Here is an 18,846-nt window from a genome sequence, read left to right on the forward strand (position 1 = left end):
CCAATCGAGAGCATTTATACTAACTTGTTTGGCCGGTTTACTGAACGCTTCGAGGCGCATTTCTTCTCGATCGAATTCAGATCGCTTCCTGCCCGGCAACCAACAAATCTCTTTATCTATATGACTTCGTTCAAAGTTTTCTTATCAACATACCGCAACGCCTACCAAAAGAAACGGGAGCCTGCTCACCGTTTTGTCCGCGTCTATCAGTCAGCCCTGTTCACGTTTTGATGTGCTACCCAGAGCGTCCCCGGTCGGGGTCAGAGTTTCCGCTCTTCGATCATGCGCACGGGTTGGTGTCGTGCGCTGATTTCATGATGTCGCGAGCATGGCGATAGCTTGTGAAGAGATGCTCGTCCAGGCAATCGGATCGCCCGGCTACCACATCTCGACCCGGGCGCAGTAGCCGCAACGCCCCGTCAGTCTGCCGCAGTTCTAAGTCGCCGGTCCGAAGCTGGCGATCAGCCGGTGCTTGTCGCCCGGATAGGCCAGGCGCGCCCAGGTGACGTAGCCCTTGTCGTTTTGCGTCTTGCGTTCGACGACGAGGCAGGCCGCGCCTTCGGGCACTTTCAGCACCTTTGAAATCCGGCTGTCGGCCGGCATCGCGACGATCTGGTGTTCCGCCGAACTCCACGGAACATGAGTGGCCATCCAGGTGATGGGCGAATGGTCCTTGAAGCAGGCGGGGACGATCTGCGGCGCCGCGATCGGATTGACGATGCGGTCCTCGAAGCAGAAGGGCTCGTCGTCGGCGTAGTGAAGACACCGCAATTGCCTCACTTCGGCTGCCTCGTCGAGGTCGAGAAGCCGCGCTTCGCCCTTCGTCGCCGGACGGGTCCGGTCCAGCAGCAGTTCGTAGCCGTATCGCTTGCCGGAATCCTCGACTTCCTTCTTGATATTGGTGATCTCGAGCGCCGCCGAGATCGTATGGCGCGCCCGGACAAAGGTGCCCCATTTCTTGTTTCGGTCGAGCAGGCCGGCGCGCGACAGTTGCGTCAGCGCCTTGTTCACCGTCATGCGCGAACAGCCATAGTGCTTCGCCATGTCGGTTTCGAACGGGATCCGGTATCCTGGCGGCCACTCACCGGAGACGATCTTCTTTTGAACGTCGGTCAGTATGGTTTCGTGCAGGGAAGCGCGCGGCTTCGCCTGTCCGAATCGCGTTCTACCGTCGGTCGCCATGGCTCAACTACATACATAAATGTGCCGTTAGGGAAACTGTGGCGGCCGGTGGACAACCCCTGACCTTGCCCCTGCGCGCCGCTTCAAAGGTTGCCTTCCGGATGCGTTCCCGCATCTCGGCCAGCCTGCGCCGGATCGATCCGGTCGAAAAACTCGGTAACCACGTTGCGGCCCGATACGGGTTCCGAACCCACCAGACCGGCGACCAGAAAGCCGATCGCAGACGAGGTCGGATTATGCCGGTCCGCGCCCGCGCGCAGATTCATCACCAGTGTCGGACACATGGCGAGCGCCAAACGCATCGTCTGCCGCCAGTCCGCCGGCAGCATGCCCCTCTCCGCCAGATGGGCAAGAAACGGCTTCCAGAAGGCGGTGGCCTTGGCGTCCAGCAGTTCCCGGCGCACATCGCTTAACCGCCAGTCCGTGTCGATCCTGAGTTCGCCATCGTCATAGAACGCCGACGCCGTGTAGCGGTCGTGCGCCACGCCCGGATCGTAGAGCCAGAATGGGTGGGCGAACACATTGTGGAACGTCGCCTTGGCCTCGGCCAGAAGCGACGGGATGTGCTCGCCCGCAAATGCCGGATCGAAATAGGAGAGCGATGCCCCCTCGCCTTCCTCGATGTACCAGACATTTGCGTTGTGTGCGTCGCCATGAGCCGTGAAGCCGCCTGCCGACGCCAGGTTCTTCGGGTTCAGCTTTGTAAGCGCCCGCGCGAAAATCTCGCCAAACGTCGAGGCCATCGCCTGTCCGTTAAGAACGGGCAGCGCTGCCGAGAACTGGTCCCAGGTCAGCGAGCAGCCGGGAAACTCGAACGGCTTGCCGACATAGAAATTCGCATAGCGTCCGCCGGGGCTCCTGCCCGTCTTCAGATCGATCATACGGTCGTGGAACAGGTGATGGATCGGCTCTTCGCCAACCTGCCCGGCATCGACCTCATGCAAGGTGGATGTCGCAACCGACAGTATCCGGTCGTTGAGCTGCCGCTCCGCCGCGCCAACTTTCGATATCGCGTCCGCGTCCGGGTTTTCGTCCAGATCACGCAGAACGTCGGAGAAGCGGCGATCGTTGCGCCGGTGATAGACGAGGATCTGTTCGCCCGGCATCGACGATTTCCAGACCGGCAGGTCGATCGGCAGGTTCGCCTTGCTCAGCAGGTCGGCCCGGTAATACTCGCCCTTCATGTCCTCCTCGCCTTCCTCCTGATGGAACTTGAAGAAAAACGAACGGTCGCCGGAATCGAAAAACCCGTTCAGCGAATTGAGCGAGTACTGGTCGTAGTTGATCGCGAGGTTCGCGACGTCGATATCGAACGCGTCACCGAGCAGCCCCCCGAGTTCGCGGACAGCGGCATCCGGGTCGGTCTTCGCCAAGGCCCTGATCAGCGCGGTTCGTGACCGAGGGTGGTTTTCCTGGATTGCATTCACGGTTTCAGCCCCTTTGCGCGGGCGGCTCAACCCGGACAGATTTCAATGAGTGTCTTGATGCCGGCGGCCCGGCCGGCGACGATCTTCGCAAACTCGCCGGGCGTGTCGGTCAACGCGATGCGATGTTCGATGAATGGCTCAAAGCGGTCGCTGTGGCGCTCCAGCATTTTAACGGCCAGAGGCAGTTCGTCCTTGAAAGCGTGGCAGCCGGCAATCGAGATTTCCTTTTCGACCGCAACCACCGGATCGAAATCCAGCGTCCCCGATCCGATCCCGACCAACCCGAGGGTTGCGCCCGAAAGTTTAGAAATCAGGCGGGAGATCACCGCGACGCTGCCGGTCGTATCGATCACATGCGATACGGCCGCGCCGGCTGGATTGTCGTGCTGATCGAAGGCGTCAAGCGCGATGGCGGTCGCATTGGCAGCGGAAGCGACCGTGGCCGCACGGATTTCGTCGATATCGCAGACCAGGATTTTTCGCTCGCTTTGAACATCCGACGCAAGCGCGACCAGCGCGCCAATCGGACCGCAGCCGACGACCAGCAGCGGGTCGGCATCTCCGAGCCCGGTCCTGTTCAGGGCGTGCAGCGCCACCGCCAGCGGCTCTGCGAGCGCGAGGACATCCAGCCGCGCCTGCGGTTCGCCCCTGACCGCGAGGCGGGCCGGCAAGGTCACATACTCGGCAAAGCCGCCATCCGTCGCTTCGCCGACGAAACCGAGCGTTTCGCAAAGATGTTCATTGCCCGCCAAACAGTTACGGCATTTGCCGCAATAGTGGCGCGAATCGGCGGCGACCTTGTCGCCGGGTTTCAGCGACCCGACATCGTCGCCGACCGCATCGATCCAGCCGGAAAACTCGTGGCCCGCCGTCGACGGCGAACGGCTGATCCACGCCCCGGTCTTGAAATTGTGAATATCCGATCCGCAGATCCCCGCATAGGCGACCTTGATGCGCACCTCGCCGGTCCCCGGCGCCGGCGCCTTGTCGATGGTCTCGAAGCGCAAATCCTTCGGCGCATACAGTCTGACCGCATCCATGGCGCTGCTCAATCCAGATACTGGTCGCGGATCTTCGACACGGCGTTCTCGTGCGACGAGAAGCCCTCATAGCGTGCCAGCACGCCGGCATGTTTGGCCATCGTCGGATAGGCGGGTTTGGTCACATAGCCGACCGAACTGCATTTGACGAAGTCATGCACCGACAACGGCCCGTAGGTGGACGCGCCCTTGCTGGTCGGCAGCACGGCATTCGGGCCAAGCGCGAAGTTGCCGATCGCCACCGGCGTGTGCGGCCCCATCAGGATCTCGGCGGCCTCGGTAATATGACCGAGATGTTCGAACGGCGCCGTCGACAGCAGTTGCAGGTGCTCGGGCGCGTAGTCGTTGATGAAGCGGTAGCTCTCCTCCAGCGACGAGGTCAGGACGATGCCGCCGTTGTCGCCGCACAACACCGCCTTGGAGAATGCGACGCGCTGCTCGGTCATGTTCGCCCAGTGGCCCGGAAGCGCGGCCAGCGCCTCCTCCGCCACGCGGCGCGAATGGGTCACGAGATAAGCCGAGCTGTCGGGTCCGTGCTCCGCCTCGATCAGCACATCCAGCGCTGCAAGGCCGCCAGGCACCGTATCGTCGGCGAATATGATGGCCTCGGACGGGCCAGCCGGCAGGCCGGGATCGATGACACCGGCCAATAGCCGCTTGGCGGCGACCACCCAGGGGCTGCCCGGGCCGACGATCTTCAGGGCGCGTTTGACCGTCTCGGTTCCGTAGGCAGCCGCGGCGACAGCCTGCGCGCCACCGCATTTGTAGACCGTCTCGACACCGGCGATGCGCGCGGCGACGAGCGTGGCGGCATCGACGCCGCCATCTTCCGTCGGCGGCGTGAAGATCGCAAGGTCCGGCACCCCGGCGACAACGGCGGGAACAGCCGTCATCATGGTGACGGACGGAAACGCGCCCTTGCCGCGCGGCACATAGAGCGCCACCGACTTGATCGGCGTGTAGCGGTCGCCCGCATAGGCGCCCGGCTGGATTTCCTTCAGCCACATCGGCTCGGGCTTCTGCTCCTCGTGGAAGCTGCGGATGTTGCCGATGCCGTAGCGAATGGCCTCGATGACGTCTGCATCGACACTGTCGAAGGCCGCATCGAACTCGGCTTCGCTGACCTTCAGCGTTTCGGCCGTCAACGGCTTGGCGCCGTCGAAATCCCGGCCGAAGCGCACCAGCGCCGCATCGCCTTCCGTGCGCACCGCCTCGATGATCGGCCCAACCTTTTTCGTGAAGTCGGACAGGTCCGCCTCCGAGCGCTTCAACAGCGCCGCGTAATGTTCCGCCGTTAGCTTGTTCGTTTCGTGAAACGAGACCGTTGACATAAGTGGGCCTTTCTTTCGCGCGGCGCGCTTACTTCGATTTCAGGAAGACTTCCAATCCGACCAGCCGGTCGAGAACGATAATCGCGACCGTGGCGACCGCGATGAACACGACGGAGACAGCGGCGAGATCGGGGGTGATGATCGAGCGGATGGAGTTGTAGATACGCACCGGCAGGGTCACGATGCGCGCGTCCACCAGAAGCAGGCTGACAAGGAACTCGTTCAGCGACAGGATGAACATCAGGAGCGAACCGGTGATCACACCCGGCGTAACGGCGGGCAGCGTGACATTGAAGAAGGTCTGCACCGGCCCGGCGCCGCAGCTTTGGGCGGCCAGTTCGAGATCGGGATCGAGCGCCGCCGCGCTGGAGGACACGGCCCAGATCATGAATGGCAGGTTGATTACCGCCGTCGCGATGCCGATCGGCCACAGATTGCCGAGCACGCCGGCCTCGCCGAAAAACAGCATCAGGCCGATGCCGGACCCGATGAGCGGGATCGTGAACGGCAGCAGCAGATAGGTCTGGATCGCACCGCTGCCGCGGATCCTGTATTTGGCGAGCGCAATGCCGGCAAGCGTTCCGGTCGGCAGCGAAACGGCAACGCAGATCGTCGCGACGATCAGCGACCGCACGAAAGCGTCGCGAAGGTCCTGCTCGCCGATGATCGCCCCGTACCATTTGAGCGAGAAACCGTCGGGCGGAAAGTCGATGATGTTGCCGGCGGTAAACGACGCGCCAAGCACCACCAGGGTCGGCGCCGAGAGAACAAGGATCGCCAGGATCACGAATTTCCAGAAGACGATGTTCTGGCCGCGCGAGGAACTCATTTGCGGTCACCTCCAAGCGCCAGCGTGCCCGCGCCAAACACCATGAAGACAAAGCCCACCGCCATGGAGCCGATGGCGATCAGGATGATGGTCAGCGACGAACCGAAGCCCTGGTCGGATGTACGGAAGAACTGGTCGTAGATCGCGTTGGCGATGAAGTCCTGCGACCCGCCGCCGAGGATGGCGGGCGTCGCGAAGTCGGTCAGCGACAGCGTCAGCACCACGAGCCCGGCGCCGATGATGCCGGGCTTGGCCATCGGAATGACCACGTGCCACATGGTCCTGAGCCAGTTTGCGCCGAGCGATCCGGCCGCCGCCTCGATCTCTTCGGGGATCGCCGTCATGGCCGGCGCCAGCATCAGCACGCCGAAGGGCAGCATGTATTGCACCAGGCCGAACAGTACGGCGTAGTAATTGAACAACAGCCGGATCGGATCGACGCCGACGAGCCCCAGCGCATCGTTTACAAAGCCCTCGCTGCCCAGAATGATCAGCCAGCCATAGGCGCGCACGACCTGGCCGATGAAAAACGGCAGGAACAGCGCGATCAAGAGGAACTTCCTGACAAACTGGTTTGACGTGCGCACCATCACATAGGCATAGGGAAAGGCGAAGATCAGGGTGGCCACCGTGACGATTACCGCGCCGAGAAGACTGCGCCACACGATGGTCAGGGTAAAGCTCTCGGTGAACGCCCGCTGGTAGTTTTCGAGCGTCCAGTAGTCGGAAAACAGGAAGGTCGTCCGGTCGAGCGTGCGCAGCGACGCGTCGCCGATGTAAAGCAGACCGACCGCCAGCGTCCCGACCAGCAGGATGGCCGGCGCGAGCATCAGGTAAGGGGTATATTTGCCCCCGCCTCTCGGCCACACGGAAGCGAATGCGGCCTCGGCCACATCCATGACCCGCCACGAGACGGGATACGATGTACGGTACTTCCGCATCGGCTACGGTCCATTGTCTTGCTGGAGCCCGGGCGGACCGATTGGCCCGCCCGGTTTTTCTCTGTGCAGCCGATCAGCCCTGCATGATCTGCTTGAATTTCGAGAACCACTCGCTCTCGTTTTCGACCTGGATCTGGCCGGACACGCGGATCAGCCGCTCGAAGTCTTCCGGCTTGGTCGGGTAGCTCGGGTCGCCGGCCAGTCCTTCCGGCGGCGTCAGGCCCGGCACCACGCCCGGCAGGCCGAGACCGTCGAGCCAGACCTGCTGGTTTTCCTTGCTGAGCGCCGAGTCGATATACTGCTTGGCCCAGTAGAGTTCGCTTTCCGAATGACCTTTCGGGATCCACAGGCCGTCGGTATCGAACTTCGCGCCTTCTTCCGGGACGGTCCAGGCGATGTTGACGCCGTTGCGCTTGGCGCCGAGCGCGTTGGTCGAGATGGTGCAGGCGGCGTCGATCTCGCCTTTCTGGAACCAGGTGACGAAGTCCGGGTCTTCGCCGAGCAACGGGTTCTGGGCTTTCATCTTCTCCACGAACTCCCAGCAGGGGCCCATGTTGTCCGGGATACCGTCCAGCGTGCCGCCGCCGGCCAGCTGCGCCGGGAAGTGGAAGCCGATGCCGTCATTGTAGAAGGCGACGCGGCCCTTGTATTTCGGGTCGAGCAGGTCGTGGTAGGACTTCGGCGGACCGTCCGGGAAGGCTTCCGGACGATAGGCCAGCACGTAGACATAGCCATAGGTGTTGACGATCGGATAGCCGTCGACGCCGACCGGCTTGGCCAGATCGGTGGTGTTGGCGATGTTCGGCAGGTCCGACAGGTCCTCGCAAACGCCGCGCAGCGCTGATTTCGTGGCGTTGGTCGTCGTGTCCCAGTTGATGTGGATCGGCGGCGTGCGGCCCTGCGCGACTGCTGCCCAGACCTTCGGCTGAATTTCGTTGTCTTCGGTCAGGTCGTGGTTGATGCGGATGCCGGTCTTTTCGGTGAACGGATCCGATACGCCTGCCTTGAGGGCGGCAACCCACGGGCCGCCCCATGCGCGGATGATCAGTTCCTTCGGCTTGTCCGGCTCGGCTGCGCGCAGAATGGACGGCATGGCGATCGTGGCAACCCCTGCCACGCCTGCAGTCGCAGACGTCTTGAGCAGATCGCGGCGACTCAGCTTCTTGTCGAAAATCATGTCTTGCTCCCTCGTTTTATTTCCTAGACCCGAGTTATTCCGGCCTTTCTAACGCGCGACGAAAATATGAAGGTCGCGGCTTTTCCATCCGATATGGACCGTGCTTCCCGCTGCGTGGGAGGCAAAGTCATCCTGGTCGTGATGGAAAATTCTGATGGGCTGTGCGCCCAGCGCGGGAACCGAGACCTCGTAGAGAAGCCTCTCCCCTTCGAAGATCACGTCGGATACCGTTCCCTCGAACAACGCGTCCAGTCCGCCCAGTTCGGCTTTCGTGGCGGCGATCCTGATCTGCTCGGCACGCACGGCACCCTTGACCGGCGCGCCTGCCGCAGCATTGCCTTTTCCACCGGGCACGCCGCGCATTTCCACAGCGCCGAACTTCGCCACGGCGACGCCGTCTTCGTGGCGCGCCAGCGTTCCCTGGAAGGCGTTGGTCACGCCGATGAAGTTGGCGACAAACGGATTGTTGGGGATGCGATACATGGTCGACGGTGCGGCGTCCTGCTGGATCTCGCCGTCATTCATGACGATGATCTGGTCGGAGACGACGAGCGCCTCGCGCTGGTCGTGGGTCACGTTGATCGTGGTGACGCCAAGCTCCTTCTGGATGCGGCGGAATTCCAGCTGCATCTCTTCGCGCAGCTTGCGGTCGAGCGCGGCCAGCGGCTCGTCGAGCAGCAGCAGATCCGGACCGAACACGAGCGCGCGCGCAATCGCGACACGCTGCTGCTGGCCGCCGGAAAGCTGGTTGATGCGCCGGTTCTCAAACCCTTCGAGACGCACGAGTTTCAGATATTCGGCAACCCGGTCGGGGATGGTGCGCGCATCGAAGCGCCGCATCTTGAGCGGAAAAGCGACGTTCTCGGCGGCTGTCATGTGCGGGAAGAGCGCCAACTTCTGGAACACCATCCCGATCGAACGCTTGTTGGGAGCGACGGCACGCACCGCCTCGCCATTGATGTAGATTTCGCCCGCGGTCGGCGTCAGGAACCCTGCAATCATGCGCAGGAGGGTCGTCTTGCCGGAACCCGATGGCCCGAGGATCGTCAGAAACCGGCCGTTTTCCAGTTCAAAGCTCGCATCCTTGACGGCCTTGAATCCCCCGAATTGCATTTCGACGTTTTTGGCTGAAACAGCCGGTGTCGTTTTCTTCGTCACGTCATTGTTGCCTTGTCGACGATCGCGCTTCTTGTGAAGTCGGAAACCGCCTGCCCCCTTTTTATGTCTATACATAAGATCAGGAAAAAGACGTTTGTCAAGCCTTTCAGACCGCTTCCTTGAACCATTGATTTTCCGGTTTCAGATTGACGCCAGGTAGCCGCCATCGACGGCGATGCACTGCCCCGTCACATAACGCGACGCGTCGCTTGCCAGAAAAACGACCGCGCCCTGCAGGTCGTCCGCGTCGCCGAAGGCGGCCAGCGGGATCTTGTCCAGCATGGCCTTCTGCCATACCTCGTCCTGGTAGAACACGTCGGTCAGCTCGGTGCGGAAATAGCCCGGCGCGATGCCATTGACGCGGATTTTCTGCGCGGCCCATTCGGCCGAAAGCGCCCGCGTCATGCCAAGCAGGCCGGATTTCGTCGCGGTGTAGGCAACGGCGGTCGGTACGCCGACATAGGATGTCAGCGAACAGACATTGATGATCGAGCCGCCTCCGCGCGCCACCATCGAGCGCGCCGCTTCCTGCGCGCAGAAGAATGCACCCTTCAAATTGGTCCGGTTGATCTTGTCCCACAACGCCTCATCGACATCGAGCGAGGGCCGGACTTCCTCGTAACCCGCATTGTTGACGAGGATATCGATACCGCCGGTCTTCTCCGCCAGTTCGCCGATGGCCCACTTCGAGGCGGCGACGTCCTCGACGTCCAGTTCCACCGCATGAGCCGGCGACCCGGTCCTGGCGATCAGATCGAGGGTCTCATCGAGCGAGGCTCGCAACCGCGATGTCACCGCAACCTGCGCACCGGCATCAGCCAGGCCCAGCGCCATCGCCTGGCCAAGCCCCCGGCTCCCGCCGGTGACGAGCGCGGTCTTGCCCTCCAGGCTGAACAGGTCCTGAATTGCTCGCATATCGTCCTTGCCCCTCTGTCTTGCGGTCCGTTCTTTGCGGCCCTGCGTCTTGCCCGCCCGAATAGCGCATTCGGATGTTCGACGCGTTTTGTCGTTTCGTCCATAGCCAAGCCGGACGCCGATGAGAAGCCGTTCAGGGCAGCAACAGCGGATAGTTTCCTTCCCGCGCCGCGTGTTTCTTACCCGTTTCCAATCGTTTATGCGTCCTGTCTGAGGCAATCTATCCACCGCACCCCACCCTCCACCATGCTTGTGCGCATGGATTACGGCTCGGATGAATGGTTTGACCTGGAGATCGCGCAATACCGCGCCACGCTGTCGCGCATTGTCCGCACATTGTGCATCAAGACCGGTCTGGATGTCGGCGGCGCGGACATGCTGCCGGAGTGCATCTGGCGGGCGGTCCTGCGGGTTCTCTATCCCGCCGAAAGCGCGACACGGCGTCTGCTGGCGGTCGCGGCGCGCAACATCGCGGTCAAGCTTCACGTCCGGCGGGCCAGGCGCCGGCCGTTTGCCGGGATCGCGGCGGCAAAGGCCGCTGCGCCCGCCGCTGCCGACACCGAAACCGAAACCGCTGCCGATCTCGACCTGACCACGGTACCGGAGGACGCTGCGCTCGATATGCCGGCGTCGGTCGTGGCCTGCCTGATCGCGAAGGACAACAGCCCCCGGCCGATGACCAACATCGTCTATCAGGGCAAACAAGTGCCGGTCGGCCAGGCCCCGTGGGTGCCGAAGCCGGCAAGACAAACAGCGCCGTCGCTCAATCCGGCCTTCGCGCTGTTCGATCCGCCGATCGACTATGCGGCGATCTTCGCCCCGCCGCGCCCGCGGCGCAAAGCCGTGCCGCGCATCACCTTTTTCGGCAGCGACGCACCGCTGCCCATCGATCCGCCCAAGCAATCGCCGCCGGTCGACGGGCTCGGCCGCACCCTGATCAATGCCGCTCATGTCTGCCGGCGCGTCCGCGCATTGAAGGCCGCGCTCGACGATCTGCCGGGCCACGCCGTTCGCTTTGCGCGCAGGAAGGCCCGATTGATGGCGGAACCCAATCCGAGCGCGGTCGGGTTCGCGTCAGCGAGCGGTCCCGGACAGCGGCTCGCCGCTTACGAAACAGATAACCGGCTTAAGGACGCGAACCAACCAGGATTTCCTCCCGAACCACTCACGAAAATCCAGATCCCGCTGCGCATCGGTCATCCGCCGGGCCGGCGGCGACGATCCGAAATCCCCATCGACGACATCCTGAAGGAATGCGACGCGCTCGCGCGTTATGCGCGGGCGCGTCGGGCCCCCGGCAACGGTGAGGAGCTTTCCGCTGCGCGGACGAAAAGCCAACGATTTGGCTTTTCGCGCGACGAACGCCCGTAGCCATAGCGAAGGGCCGAACGAGGCGCTTAAGGCCGGGGCAGAAAACCGCACGCAAGGCAGGCGCGGCGGTTTGACCGGCGCGATTGCCACGCGTAGGGTCGCGCCGCCGGGATTGCTGCATATCCGCAGGCAGCAACCCCGGTTCGCGCAAAGGATGACGACATGCACACTCAACCCGTCTCGGTGGAACGTCTGCGTTTTCGCGGCGATGTGGCCGACGACGCCTTTGTCGACTGGATCGACCACCGCGTCCGGCGTCTCGGCATCGACGGCCGGATCATGCGTCGCGACGCCAACGAGATCGAGGTGCTGGCCGCCGGTCCCGTCGAACTGATCGACGCGATGGAGATGGCGTGCAGCCTTGGCCCGATTTCCGTAACGGTGGATTCCGTCGAGCGCGAACCGTCCGGGACCGATCGGCGCGCATAATAGGCGCTTGCTTGAAATTCAGTCGTGCACTGCCTGAATTATAGGCAGCGCCTAACTTGCAAACAAATCTCGCCGCTGATTAGCTCTGCGGCTGGCGTTGGAAATCGACGCCAGCAGGCAAACCGGCATGCAAAGACCGGTTCAGAGGGGCGAGTGCTCGAGAATGCCATCCGCAGAGCGTGATGCGGCGACCGGCTGGTCGCCAATACAATTGGGACATTTGCTGGCCGACGGCGCCGTTCGCAGGACAATGCTGAGTGGGCTCGATCTGGTGGTCTGGCGGTCTTTTGAGGGTCAGGTCAGCCTTTGGGACAATCGCTGCCCGCATCGCGGCATGCGGCTGTCGCACGGTTTCGTGCGCGGCGATGCGCTGGCCTGCATCTATCACGGCTGGCATTTCGGCAAGACCGGTGTCTGCCGCAGCATCCCCGCCCATCCGGGACTTGAACCGCCGGATGCCATCTCCGTCAACACCTATCGCTGCGTCGAGATGGACGGCGTGATCTGGGGTGCAGAGGCGGACGCGGCCGGAGATCCGCCCGCCATTTCCGGGCGCGGCCTGCGCAGCCTCGTCGTCGAAGCGCCGCTTGCGACCGCCAAAGCCGCGATCATGGCCGCCGGCGGCGCGGACCGGACGACGCATCTCATCCTGCCGGTCGCCGAAGCGGGCGAGTTGATCCTGCTCGGCCAGCCGATGACCGACGCGCGCTCGGCACTGCATCTGCTTTCGGTCGATGCCGTATCGGCGGGTGCATCCAAAGCATTGTCGCGGGCCGGCGAAGCCGTACGCCGCGCCGCCGAACAGGCATCTGCCAGCGAGCGGGGGGCGTCATGACCAGCGATGTCGCACGCAATCAGTGGTACCCGATCTCGGACATCGAGGCCTTGCCGGTCGGCATCGCAGCCGAGCGCATCCTGATGGGCGACAGCCTGACCGTGACACGCGGTGCCGGCGATAGTGTCACCGTGACCAGCGACCGCTACGGCACGCTGCCGGTTGTCATTCGCTTCGGTCACGTCTGGACTTCGCCCGGCCAGCCGCAGCGCGAATTGTTCGACATTCCCGAAGCCCTGCATGAGGGCCGGCGGCATGTGCCCTGCGGTTGCATCCGCGTCCGCTGCTCGCCGCTTCGCGCGGTCGAGAACTTCCTCGACATCGCGCACTTTCCGTTCGTCCACACCGACATCCTGGGCGTCGAGGAGCATCCCGAAGTCGCGAAATACGACGTCCGGATCGACGAGACCAATGACGAGATCTGGGCGACCAAGGTGCGTTTCTTCCAGCCACAGGCGGCCGCCTCGGCGACTGGCGGCATTATCACGGAATACATGTACCGGGTGCCCGCGCCGACGGTCGCGATCCTCTACAAGACCTGCCCGGCGCGCGAGGGCGAATGGGACATCATCACGCTGTTCGTGCAGCCGGTCGGCGAGGACATCTGCCACGTCTGGCCGTGGATGGCGCTTTACGACGACGGCTCGTCGATGACCGACATGATCCAGTTCCAGCAGGTCATTTTCCTGCAGGACCGTTCGATCCTCGAAAACCAGGTTCCCGCGCTGCTGCCGCTCGACCCGAAGATGGAAATCCCGACCCGGGCGGACATGACCTCCATCGCCTACCGGCGCTGGCTGAAGCGCACCGGCTATTACTACGGCGCCAGCACGGAGGCGGCATGATGCCGGTGTTGTACGATTATCCGCTGAGCACCGAATGCTACCGGGTGCGGCTGTTGCTGGCGCTGCTTGGTGAAACGGCGACCGTCGTGCCGGTCGACGCCTATCCGGGCGGCGAACATCTAGGCGAGGCGTTCCGCGCCATCAATCCATTCGGCACGCTTCCGGCGCTGGTCGACGGCGATGTCGTGCTGACCGACAGCGGGGCCATCCTCGCCTATCTGGCGCGGCGCTTCGATCCCGACGGGTCATGGTTCCCGGTCAACGATCCGGCCGCAGCCGCGCGCATCGTCGAATGGCTGGCCATCGCCGCGAAGCTCGATGCGAGCGCCGGCGTTGCCCGCGCCCATGACATGCTGGGCGCAGACGCCGATATCGTGGCCGCGCGTGCCACGGCGACCGAGCTGATCCGCCGCATCGAACAGCATCTTGCGGAAACCGACGGCGGAACCGGCGGCTTCCTGACCGGCCCTGAACCGACGATTGCCGACCTCGCCTGCTTTTCGGGCGTGGCGCTGGCGCCGGATGGCGGCATCGAACTGGACTTCTGCCCATACATCCTGAACTGGATGCACCGCATCCGCCGCCTCGAAGGCTTCATCACCATGCCGGGCATCCAGCCGCTGCACGAAAGCCCGGTGGCCCATGACATTGGCGGCGAAGCACAATCCGGGTCCGCAGCATGAGCGCGCAGCCGCCGATCCTCGAACTGCAGGGTATCAGCAAGGCCTTTCCCGGCGTCGTCGCCAATGACGGCATCGATCTGGCCGTGCGGCCGGGCGAAATCCACGCCATCCTCGGCGAGAACGGCGCAGGCAAGTCGACACTGGTCAAGATCATCTACGGCGTTTACCAACCCGACGGCGGCAGCGTGCGCTGGCAGGGCGAGGAAACCCGCATCCGCAATCCGGCGCATGCCCGCCATCTCGGCATCGGCATGGTGTTCCAGCACTTCTCGCTCTTCGAAACGCTGACCGTCGCGCAGAACGTGGCGCTTGCGATCAGCGGCTCGCTGGCCGACATCACCAGGCGCATCCGAGACGTCGGCGCGCGCTTCGGTCTCGAAGTCGAGCCCAACCAGACCGTCCAGAACCTCTCCTACGGCGAACGCCAGCGCGTCGAGATCATCCGTTGCATCCTGCAGAACCCGAAGCTGCTGGTGCTCGACGAACCGACTTCGGTCTTGCCCCCGCAAGGCATCGAGAAACTGTTCGTGACGCTGAAGGCGCTTGCCGCCGAGGGCTACAGCATCATCTTCATTTCCCACAAGCTCGATGAAATCCGCGCCTTGTGCGACAGCGCGACCGTTCTGCGACGCGGCAAGGTGACCGGTCGGGTCAACCCGGCGGATGAAAGCAACGAGTCGCTGTCGCGCATGATGATCGGCCGCGATGTCCCGGTCACCGACCGCAAGCCGGCCGTCAGCGATGGCGGCGAGGTGTTGCGGATTTCAGGGCTCTCCCACACACCGGAAGACCCGTTCGCCGTTGCGCTCGACGATGTCGACCTGAGCGTTGGCGCCGGCGAGATCGTTGGCATCGCCGGCATTTCCGGCAACGGCCAGCAGGCTCTGATCTCCGCGCTTTCCGGCGAAACGGTGCTGCCGACCAACGAAGCCGAAGCGATTATCGCCGGCGGCGAACCGGTCGGCCATCTCGGCCCCGACAAACGCCGCCGCCGCGGTATCCGGCTGGTGCCGGAGGAGCGGCTCGGGCGCGGCGCGGTGCCGGAGATGTCGCTTGCGCTTAACGCCGCGCTGACCGGTTCCGGCAACGGCCTGTCGCGGGCCGGTTTCCTGAATTTCGGCGCGATCCGCGGCCTCGCCCGCAACATCATCAGCGGCTACGACGTGCGTTGCAATGGCGAGGCGAGCGCGGCGCGCAGCCTGTCGGGTGGCAATCTGCAGAAATACATCGTCGGCCGCGAGATCGATCTCGGCCCGGACCTGCTGATCGCCGCGCAACCGACCTGGGGTGTGGATGTCGGCGCGGCGGCGGCGATCCGTCAGCGCTTTCTCGACTTACGCTCGCGGGGCACCGGAATTCTGGTCGTTTCCGAGGAACTCGACGAACTGATGGAAATCTGCGACCGGCTTTACGTCATGTTCCGGGGACGGCTGTCGCCGTCGATTGCCCGCGAAGATGCCGACATAGCGACCATAGGTGCTGCGATGGCCGGCGATTTCGCCGCGCTCGACCGGCCCCTGCTGGAGGTGGCCCATGCCTGAGATCCGGCTTGAACCGCGAACCGGGCCGTCGCTTGCCGCGTCATTTCTCGTCAGCGCGACAGCGGTCGTTCTGACGGCGATCGCCGGCAGCCTCTTGTTCATGCTCTATGGAAAATCGCCGGCAGCCGGATTCCATGCCTTTTTCATCGAACCGCTGTTGTCGCGCTACGGCATTGGTGAAGTGCTCCTGAAAATGGGGCCGCTGCTGCTGATCGCACAGGGCCTTGCCATCGGCTTTCGCGCCCGGCTCTGGAACATCGGCGCCGAGGGGCAATTGCTGATCGGCGCCATTCTCGCCGGCACCATCGCGATCATGTTCGAAAGCTCGGATTCGATCCTTCTGCTGCCGCTGATGGTGCTGGCCGGCGCGGCCGGCGGCATGGCCTGGGCGAGCATAGCCGCGTATCTCAAGGTCCGCTTCCATGCCAACGAGATCCTCGTCACATTCATGTTGTCGAGTATTGCGTTGCAATTGCTTTACTACCTCGTCACCGGACCGCTGAAGGACCCGCAGGGCTTCAACTTCCCGCAGTCGATCACCTTTGGCGACGCGGCGATGTTTCCCGTCATCATGGACGGCACGCGGGTCAATGCATCGCTTTATCTCGGCCTTGCGGCGACCGTGATCGCATGGGTGCTGATGCAGCGCACCCTTGCCGGCTACAAGCTGATCGTCGGCGGGCTGGCGCCCGGCGCTGCCCGCTATGCCGGCTTCTCGGCCAATCGCACGGTTTGGATTTGCCTCTTGATCGGCGGCGCGGCGGCGGGAATCGCCGGTGTCGGCGAAGTCGCCGGACCGCTCGGCATGCTGCAGCGGAACATCTCGCACGGCTACGGCTATGCGGCGATCATTGTTGCGTTCCTGGGCGGGCTGCATCCGGTCGGCATCCTCATCTCCAGCGCGCTGATGGCGCTGATCTATGTCGGTGGCGATTTCGCGCGCCTGTCGATCGGCCTGCCGAGCGCGGTCACCACGATCTTCCAGGGCATGCTGCTGGTCTTTTACCTCGCCAGTTCGCTGCTCTTGACCCACCGGGTGCGCTTCGGCGCCAGCAGACCGCGACAAACAGCAGGGGAAACAGCCAATGGTTGATCCCGCCATCTTCCTGATCGCCGGCACGCTTGCGGCAGCCGTGCCTCTGCTGTTTGCCGCGCTCGGCGAGTTGGTGGCCGAGAAATCCGGCGTTCTGAACCTCGGCGTCGAGGGCATGATGGCGGTTGGCGCTGCGGCCGGCTTCGTCACGGTCGCCGTCACCGGTTCGCATGCGCTTGGTTTTGCGGTCGGTGCGTCGGCGGCGATGCTGCTGTCGGTGGTCCACGCTGTCCTGACGCTGGTGTTCCTGTCGAGCCAGGTCGCATCTGGGCTTGCCATCGGCATTCTCGGCCTCGGCATATCGGCGGCCATCGGCAAGTCCCATGAGGGAACGACCGTTGCCTCGCTCGCCAAGCTCGACTTCGGCCCCTTGTCCGACATCACGCTGATCGGGCCTGCGTTTTTCGACCACGACATCATGGTGTTTGTCGCCATCGCCGCGACGGTCGCGGTCTGGTTCGTGCTGCAACACACCCGCGTCGGCCTGGTCATCAAGGCGGTCGGCGAATCGCCGCATTCGGCCCACACGCTTGGCTATCCAGTCCGGCTGATCCGGCTCGGTTGCGTCGCCTTCGGCGGTGCAATGGCCGGCATTGGCGGCGCGTATCTTTCAACGGCCTACACGCCGCTTTGGGCGGACGGCATGGTCGCAGGGCGTGGCTGGATCGTTGTCGCGCTGATCGTGTTCGGCACCTGGATCGTGCCGCGTGTCGCGTTTGGAGCCTATCTGTTCGGCGCGCTGACCCTGCTCGAACTGTCGATCCAGGGGCTTGGCTTCAACGTGCCGTCTCAGCTGCTGTCGGCCTCGCCGTACATCATCACGATCATCGTGCTCGCGGTCATCTCGCGCAATCCGACGCTGATCCGCCTGAACAGTCCGGCAAGCCTCGGGCTGACCTACACATCGAATTCATGACGAGGAAAGGGAAATCGCAATGAAACACATCGTTAAGACTGCCGTCGCCGCGCTCGTCGCGGGCGCTGTCGGCATCGGCGCGGCGAGCGCCGACAAGCTGAAGATCGGCTTCATCTACCCGTCGCCGGTCGGCGATGTCGGCTGGGCCTACCAGCTCGACGAGGGCCGAAAGGGTATTGAGGAAGCGTTCGGCGACAAAGTCGAAACCGTCGTGGTTGAGAACGTGCCGGAAGGCCCGGACGCCGCCCGTATCATGAACCAGATGGCATCGACCGGCGCCGGCATGATCATGATCGGTTCGTTCGGCTACATGAATGACGGCCTGAAGCTGGCGAAGTCCAACGAGGACGTCAAGTTCATCCACGCCAGCGGCTACAAGACCGCGCCGAACTTCGGAAACTTCCAGACCCGCAATTACGAAAGCGCCTACATCGCCGGCATGGCTGCAGGGTTCGTGACGGAGTCCGACACGCTCGGTGTCGTCGCAGCCTATCCGATTCCGGAAGTGGTCGGCATCATCAACACCTTCACGCTGGGCGCGCAGAAGGTCAATCCGGACATCTCGGTCAAGGTCGTCTGGCTGAACTCCTGGTTCAACCCGTCCAAGGCGCAGGAATCGGCCCGTTCGCTGATCTCGCAGAGCGCCGATGTCATCTTCTCGCTCTACCAGGACACGCCGTCGGTCGTCACCGTGGCGGAAGAGGAAGGCGTCTATGTCGTCAACACCTCCTCCGACATGAAGAAATACGCACCGACCAAGCTGCTCGCATCCATGACCATTGACTGGACACCACATTTCGTCGAGCGCGTGCAAGCCGTGCTCGACGGCACCTTCGAAGGCGGTGCCTATTGGGGCGGCATGGCCGACGGCGCAGTCGGCGTAGCCTCGCTCTCCGACGATCTGACCGGCGAGCAGAAAGCAGAAATCCAGAGCGTCGTCGATGCCATTTCGGGCGGTAGCTTCCACCCGATGTCCGGCCCGATTGTCGATCAGGACGGAACCGAGCGGATCGCAGACGGCGACGCCATTGCCGACGGCGACATGCTTGGCATCAACTGGCTGGTCAAGGGCGTGGAAACCCGTATCCCCGGCTGATCGAACCCTGACACGCTCTAGAGACAAGGCGGCTGGC

The 18,846-nt window shown here is 63.5% G+C and carries 18 protein-coding genes; 9 read left to right on the top strand and 9 right to left on the bottom strand.

The window, feature by feature from the left end; all coding sequences use genetic code 11:
• Nucleotides 1–435 precede the first annotated feature (435 nt).
• From hutC to ACO06R_RS18335, 9 genes are all read right to left on the bottom strand, one after another.
• Nucleotides 436–1,182 (bottom strand): histidine utilization repressor, encoded by a 747-nt coding sequence (gene hutC, locus ACO06R_RS18295; RefSeq protein WP_421853458.1) that lies wholly within the window; start codon nucleotides 1,180–1,182, stop codon nucleotides 436–438.
• Between the two features lie 83 nt (nucleotides 1,183–1,265).
• Nucleotides 1,266–2,555 carry a hypothetical protein gene (locus ACO06R_RS18300; protein WP_421853461.1) on the bottom strand — a complete coding sequence of 430 codons (1,290 nt, stop codon included), beginning with the start codon at nucleotides 2,553–2,555 and terminating at the stop codon, nucleotides 1,266–1,268.
• Nucleotides 2,556–2,635: 80 nt separating this feature from the next.
• A complete protein-coding gene (locus tag ACO06R_RS18305) occupies nucleotides 2,636–3,649 on the bottom strand; it encodes a zinc-dependent alcohol dehydrogenase (protein ID WP_421853464.1) in 1,014 nt (337 codons plus the stop codon).
• An 8-nt stretch (nucleotides 3,650–3,657) separates the two neighbouring features.
• Entirely contained in the window at nucleotides 3,658–4,980 is a 1,323-nt protein-coding gene (gene hisD / locus ACO06R_RS18310; RefSeq protein ID WP_421853467.1) for a histidinol dehydrogenase, read from the bottom strand.
• A 28-nt stretch (nucleotides 4,981–5,008) separates the two neighbouring features.
• Nucleotides 5,009–5,809: an ABC transporter permease gene (locus tag ACO06R_RS18315; protein ID WP_421853470.1), complete on the bottom strand. Its 801-nt coding sequence runs from the start codon at nucleotides 5,807–5,809 to the stop codon at nucleotides 5,009–5,011.
• The gene (locus ACO06R_RS18320) at nucleotides 5,806–6,750 is read right to left on the bottom strand and encodes an ABC transporter permease (protein ID WP_421853473.1); all 945 of its coding nucleotides are present in this window, start codon (nucleotides 6,748–6,750) and stop codon (nucleotides 5,806–5,808) included. Before ACO06R_RS18320 ends, ACO06R_RS18315 begins: the two co-directional genes overlap by 4 nt.
• A 73-nt stretch (nucleotides 6,751–6,823) precedes the next feature.
• The gene (locus ACO06R_RS18325) at nucleotides 6,824–7,927 is read right to left on the bottom strand and encodes an ABC transporter substrate-binding protein (RefSeq protein ID WP_421853476.1); all 1,104 of its coding nucleotides are present in this window, start codon (nucleotides 7,925–7,927) and stop codon (nucleotides 6,824–6,826) included.
• Between the two features lie 48 nt (nucleotides 7,928–7,975).
• Nucleotides 7,976–9,160 (bottom strand): ABC transporter ATP-binding protein, encoded by a 1,185-nt coding sequence (locus ACO06R_RS18330; protein ID WP_421853479.1) that lies wholly within the window; start codon nucleotides 9,158–9,160, stop codon nucleotides 7,976–7,978.
• A gap of 66 nt (nucleotides 9,161–9,226) precedes the next feature.
• Nucleotides 9,227–10,000, bottom strand: coding sequence for an SDR family NAD(P)-dependent oxidoreductase (locus tag ACO06R_RS18335; protein ID WP_421853482.1), 774 nt, complete (start codon nucleotides 9,998–10,000; stop codon nucleotides 9,227–9,229).
• Between the two features lie 258 nt (nucleotides 10,001–10,258).
• Between ACO06R_RS18335 and ACO06R_RS18340 the strand changes: the two genes are divergently transcribed.
• The 9 genes from ACO06R_RS18340 to ACO06R_RS18380 all read left to right on the top strand — a co-directional run bounded on the left by ACO06R_RS18340 (nucleotide 10,259) and on the right by ACO06R_RS18380 (nucleotide 18,809).
• Entirely contained in the window at nucleotides 10,259–11,371 is a 1,113-nt protein-coding gene (locus ACO06R_RS18340; protein ID WP_421853485.1) for a hypothetical protein, read from the top strand.
• Between the two features lie 162 nt (nucleotides 11,372–11,533).
• Nucleotides 11,534–11,800, top strand: a complete 267-nt coding sequence (locus ACO06R_RS18345; RefSeq protein WP_421853488.1) for an acylphosphatase — start codon at nucleotides 11,534–11,536, stop codon at nucleotides 11,798–11,800.
• A 163-nt stretch (nucleotides 11,801–11,963) separates the two neighbouring features.
• On the top strand, nucleotides 11,964–12,635 hold the full coding sequence (locus tag ACO06R_RS18350) for a Rieske 2Fe-2S domain-containing protein (protein ID WP_421853491.1): 672 nt from the start codon (nucleotides 11,964–11,966) through the stop codon (nucleotides 12,633–12,635).
• Nucleotides 12,632–13,480, top strand: a complete 849-nt coding sequence (locus ACO06R_RS18355; protein WP_421853494.1) for an aromatic ring-hydroxylating dioxygenase subunit alpha — start codon at nucleotides 12,632–12,634, stop codon at nucleotides 13,478–13,480. Before ACO06R_RS18350 ends, ACO06R_RS18355 begins: the two co-directional genes overlap by 4 nt.
• Nucleotides 13,477–14,163 (top strand): glutathione S-transferase family protein, encoded by a 687-nt coding sequence (locus tag ACO06R_RS18360; RefSeq protein ID WP_421853497.1) that lies wholly within the window; start codon nucleotides 13,477–13,479, stop codon nucleotides 14,161–14,163. The genes ACO06R_RS18355 and ACO06R_RS18360 overlap by 4 nt, the downstream gene beginning before the upstream one ends.
• Nucleotides 14,160–15,704, top strand: a complete 1,545-nt coding sequence (locus tag ACO06R_RS18365) for an ABC transporter ATP-binding protein (protein WP_421853500.1) — start codon at nucleotides 14,160–14,162, stop codon at nucleotides 15,702–15,704. Before ACO06R_RS18360 ends, ACO06R_RS18365 begins: the two co-directional genes overlap by 4 nt.
• Nucleotides 15,697–16,797: an ABC transporter permease gene (locus tag ACO06R_RS18370; RefSeq protein WP_421853503.1), complete on the top strand. Its 1,101-nt coding sequence runs from the start codon at nucleotides 15,697–15,699 to the stop codon at nucleotides 16,795–16,797. The genes ACO06R_RS18365 and ACO06R_RS18370 overlap by 8 nt, the downstream gene beginning before the upstream one ends.
• Complete coding sequence (locus tag ACO06R_RS18375) at nucleotides 16,790–17,713, top strand: ABC transporter permease (protein ID WP_421853506.1); 924 nt, start codon at nucleotides 16,790–16,792, stop codon at nucleotides 17,711–17,713. The genes ACO06R_RS18370 and ACO06R_RS18375 overlap by 8 nt, the downstream gene beginning before the upstream one ends.
• 19 nt (nucleotides 17,714–17,732) lie before the next feature.
• Complete coding sequence (locus ACO06R_RS18380; RefSeq protein ID WP_421853509.1) at nucleotides 17,733–18,809, top strand: BMP family ABC transporter substrate-binding protein; 1,077 nt, start codon at nucleotides 17,733–17,735, stop codon at nucleotides 18,807–18,809.
• Nucleotides 18,810–18,846 lie beyond the last annotated feature (37 nt).

It is taken from the genome of Oricola sp. (assembly GCF_965230365.1).
Classification (GTDB): domain Bacteria; phylum Pseudomonadota; class Alphaproteobacteria; order Rhizobiales; family Rhizobiaceae; genus Oricola.

Excerpts from the sequence above, each read along its gene's own strand:
- hutC (WP_421853458.1), bottom strand. The coding sequence starts at position 1,182 with ATGGCGACCGACGGTAGAACGCGATTCGGACAGGCGAAGCCGCGCGCT.
- ACO06R_RS18305 (WP_421853464.1), bottom strand. The coding sequence starts at position 3,649 with ATGGATGCGGTCAGACTGTATGCGCCGAAGGATTTGCGCTTCGAGACC.
- hisD (WP_421853467.1), bottom strand. The coding sequence starts at position 4,980 with ATGTCAACGGTCTCGTTTCACGAAACGAACAAGCTAACGGCGGAACAT.
- ACO06R_RS18315 (WP_421853470.1), bottom strand. The coding sequence starts at position 5,809 with ATGAGTTCCTCGCGCGGCCAGAACATCGTCTTCTGGAAATTCGTGATC.
- ACO06R_RS18320 (WP_421853473.1), bottom strand. The coding sequence starts at position 6,750 with ATGCGGAAGTACCGTACATCGTATCCCGTCTCGTGGCGGGTCATGGAT.
- ACO06R_RS18325 (WP_421853476.1), bottom strand. The coding sequence starts at position 7,927 with ATGATTTTCGACAAGAAGCTGAGTCGCCGCGATCTGCTCAAGACGTCT.
- ACO06R_RS18330 (WP_421853479.1), bottom strand. The coding sequence starts at position 9,160 with ATGTATAGACATAAAAAGGGGGCAGGCGGTTTCCGACTTCACAAGAAG.
- ACO06R_RS18335 (WP_421853482.1), bottom strand. The coding sequence starts at position 10,000 with ATGCGAGCAATTCAGGACCTGTTCAGCCTGGAGGGCAAGACCGCGCTC.
- ACO06R_RS18340 (WP_421853485.1), top strand. The coding sequence starts at position 10,259 with ATGGATTACGGCTCGGATGAATGGTTTGACCTGGAGATCGCGCAATAC.
- ACO06R_RS18345 (WP_421853488.1), top strand. The coding sequence starts at position 11,534 with ATGCACACTCAACCCGTCTCGGTGGAACGTCTGCGTTTTCGCGGCGAT.
- ACO06R_RS18350 (WP_421853491.1), top strand. The coding sequence starts at position 11,964 with ATGCCATCCGCAGAGCGTGATGCGGCGACCGGCTGGTCGCCAATACAA.
- ACO06R_RS18355 (WP_421853494.1), top strand. The coding sequence starts at position 12,632 with ATGACCAGCGATGTCGCACGCAATCAGTGGTACCCGATCTCGGACATC.
- ACO06R_RS18360 (WP_421853497.1), top strand. The coding sequence starts at position 13,477 with ATGATGCCGGTGTTGTACGATTATCCGCTGAGCACCGAATGCTACCGG.
- ACO06R_RS18365 (WP_421853500.1), top strand. The coding sequence starts at position 14,160 with ATGAGCGCGCAGCCGCCGATCCTCGAACTGCAGGGTATCAGCAAGGCC.
- ACO06R_RS18370 (WP_421853503.1), top strand. The coding sequence starts at position 15,697 with ATGCCTGAGATCCGGCTTGAACCGCGAACCGGGCCGTCGCTTGCCGCG.
- ACO06R_RS18375 (WP_421853506.1), top strand. The coding sequence starts at position 16,790 with ATGGTTGATCCCGCCATCTTCCTGATCGCCGGCACGCTTGCGGCAGCC.
- ACO06R_RS18380 (WP_421853509.1), top strand. The coding sequence starts at position 17,733 with ATGAAACACATCGTTAAGACTGCCGTCGCCGCGCTCGTCGCGGGCGCT.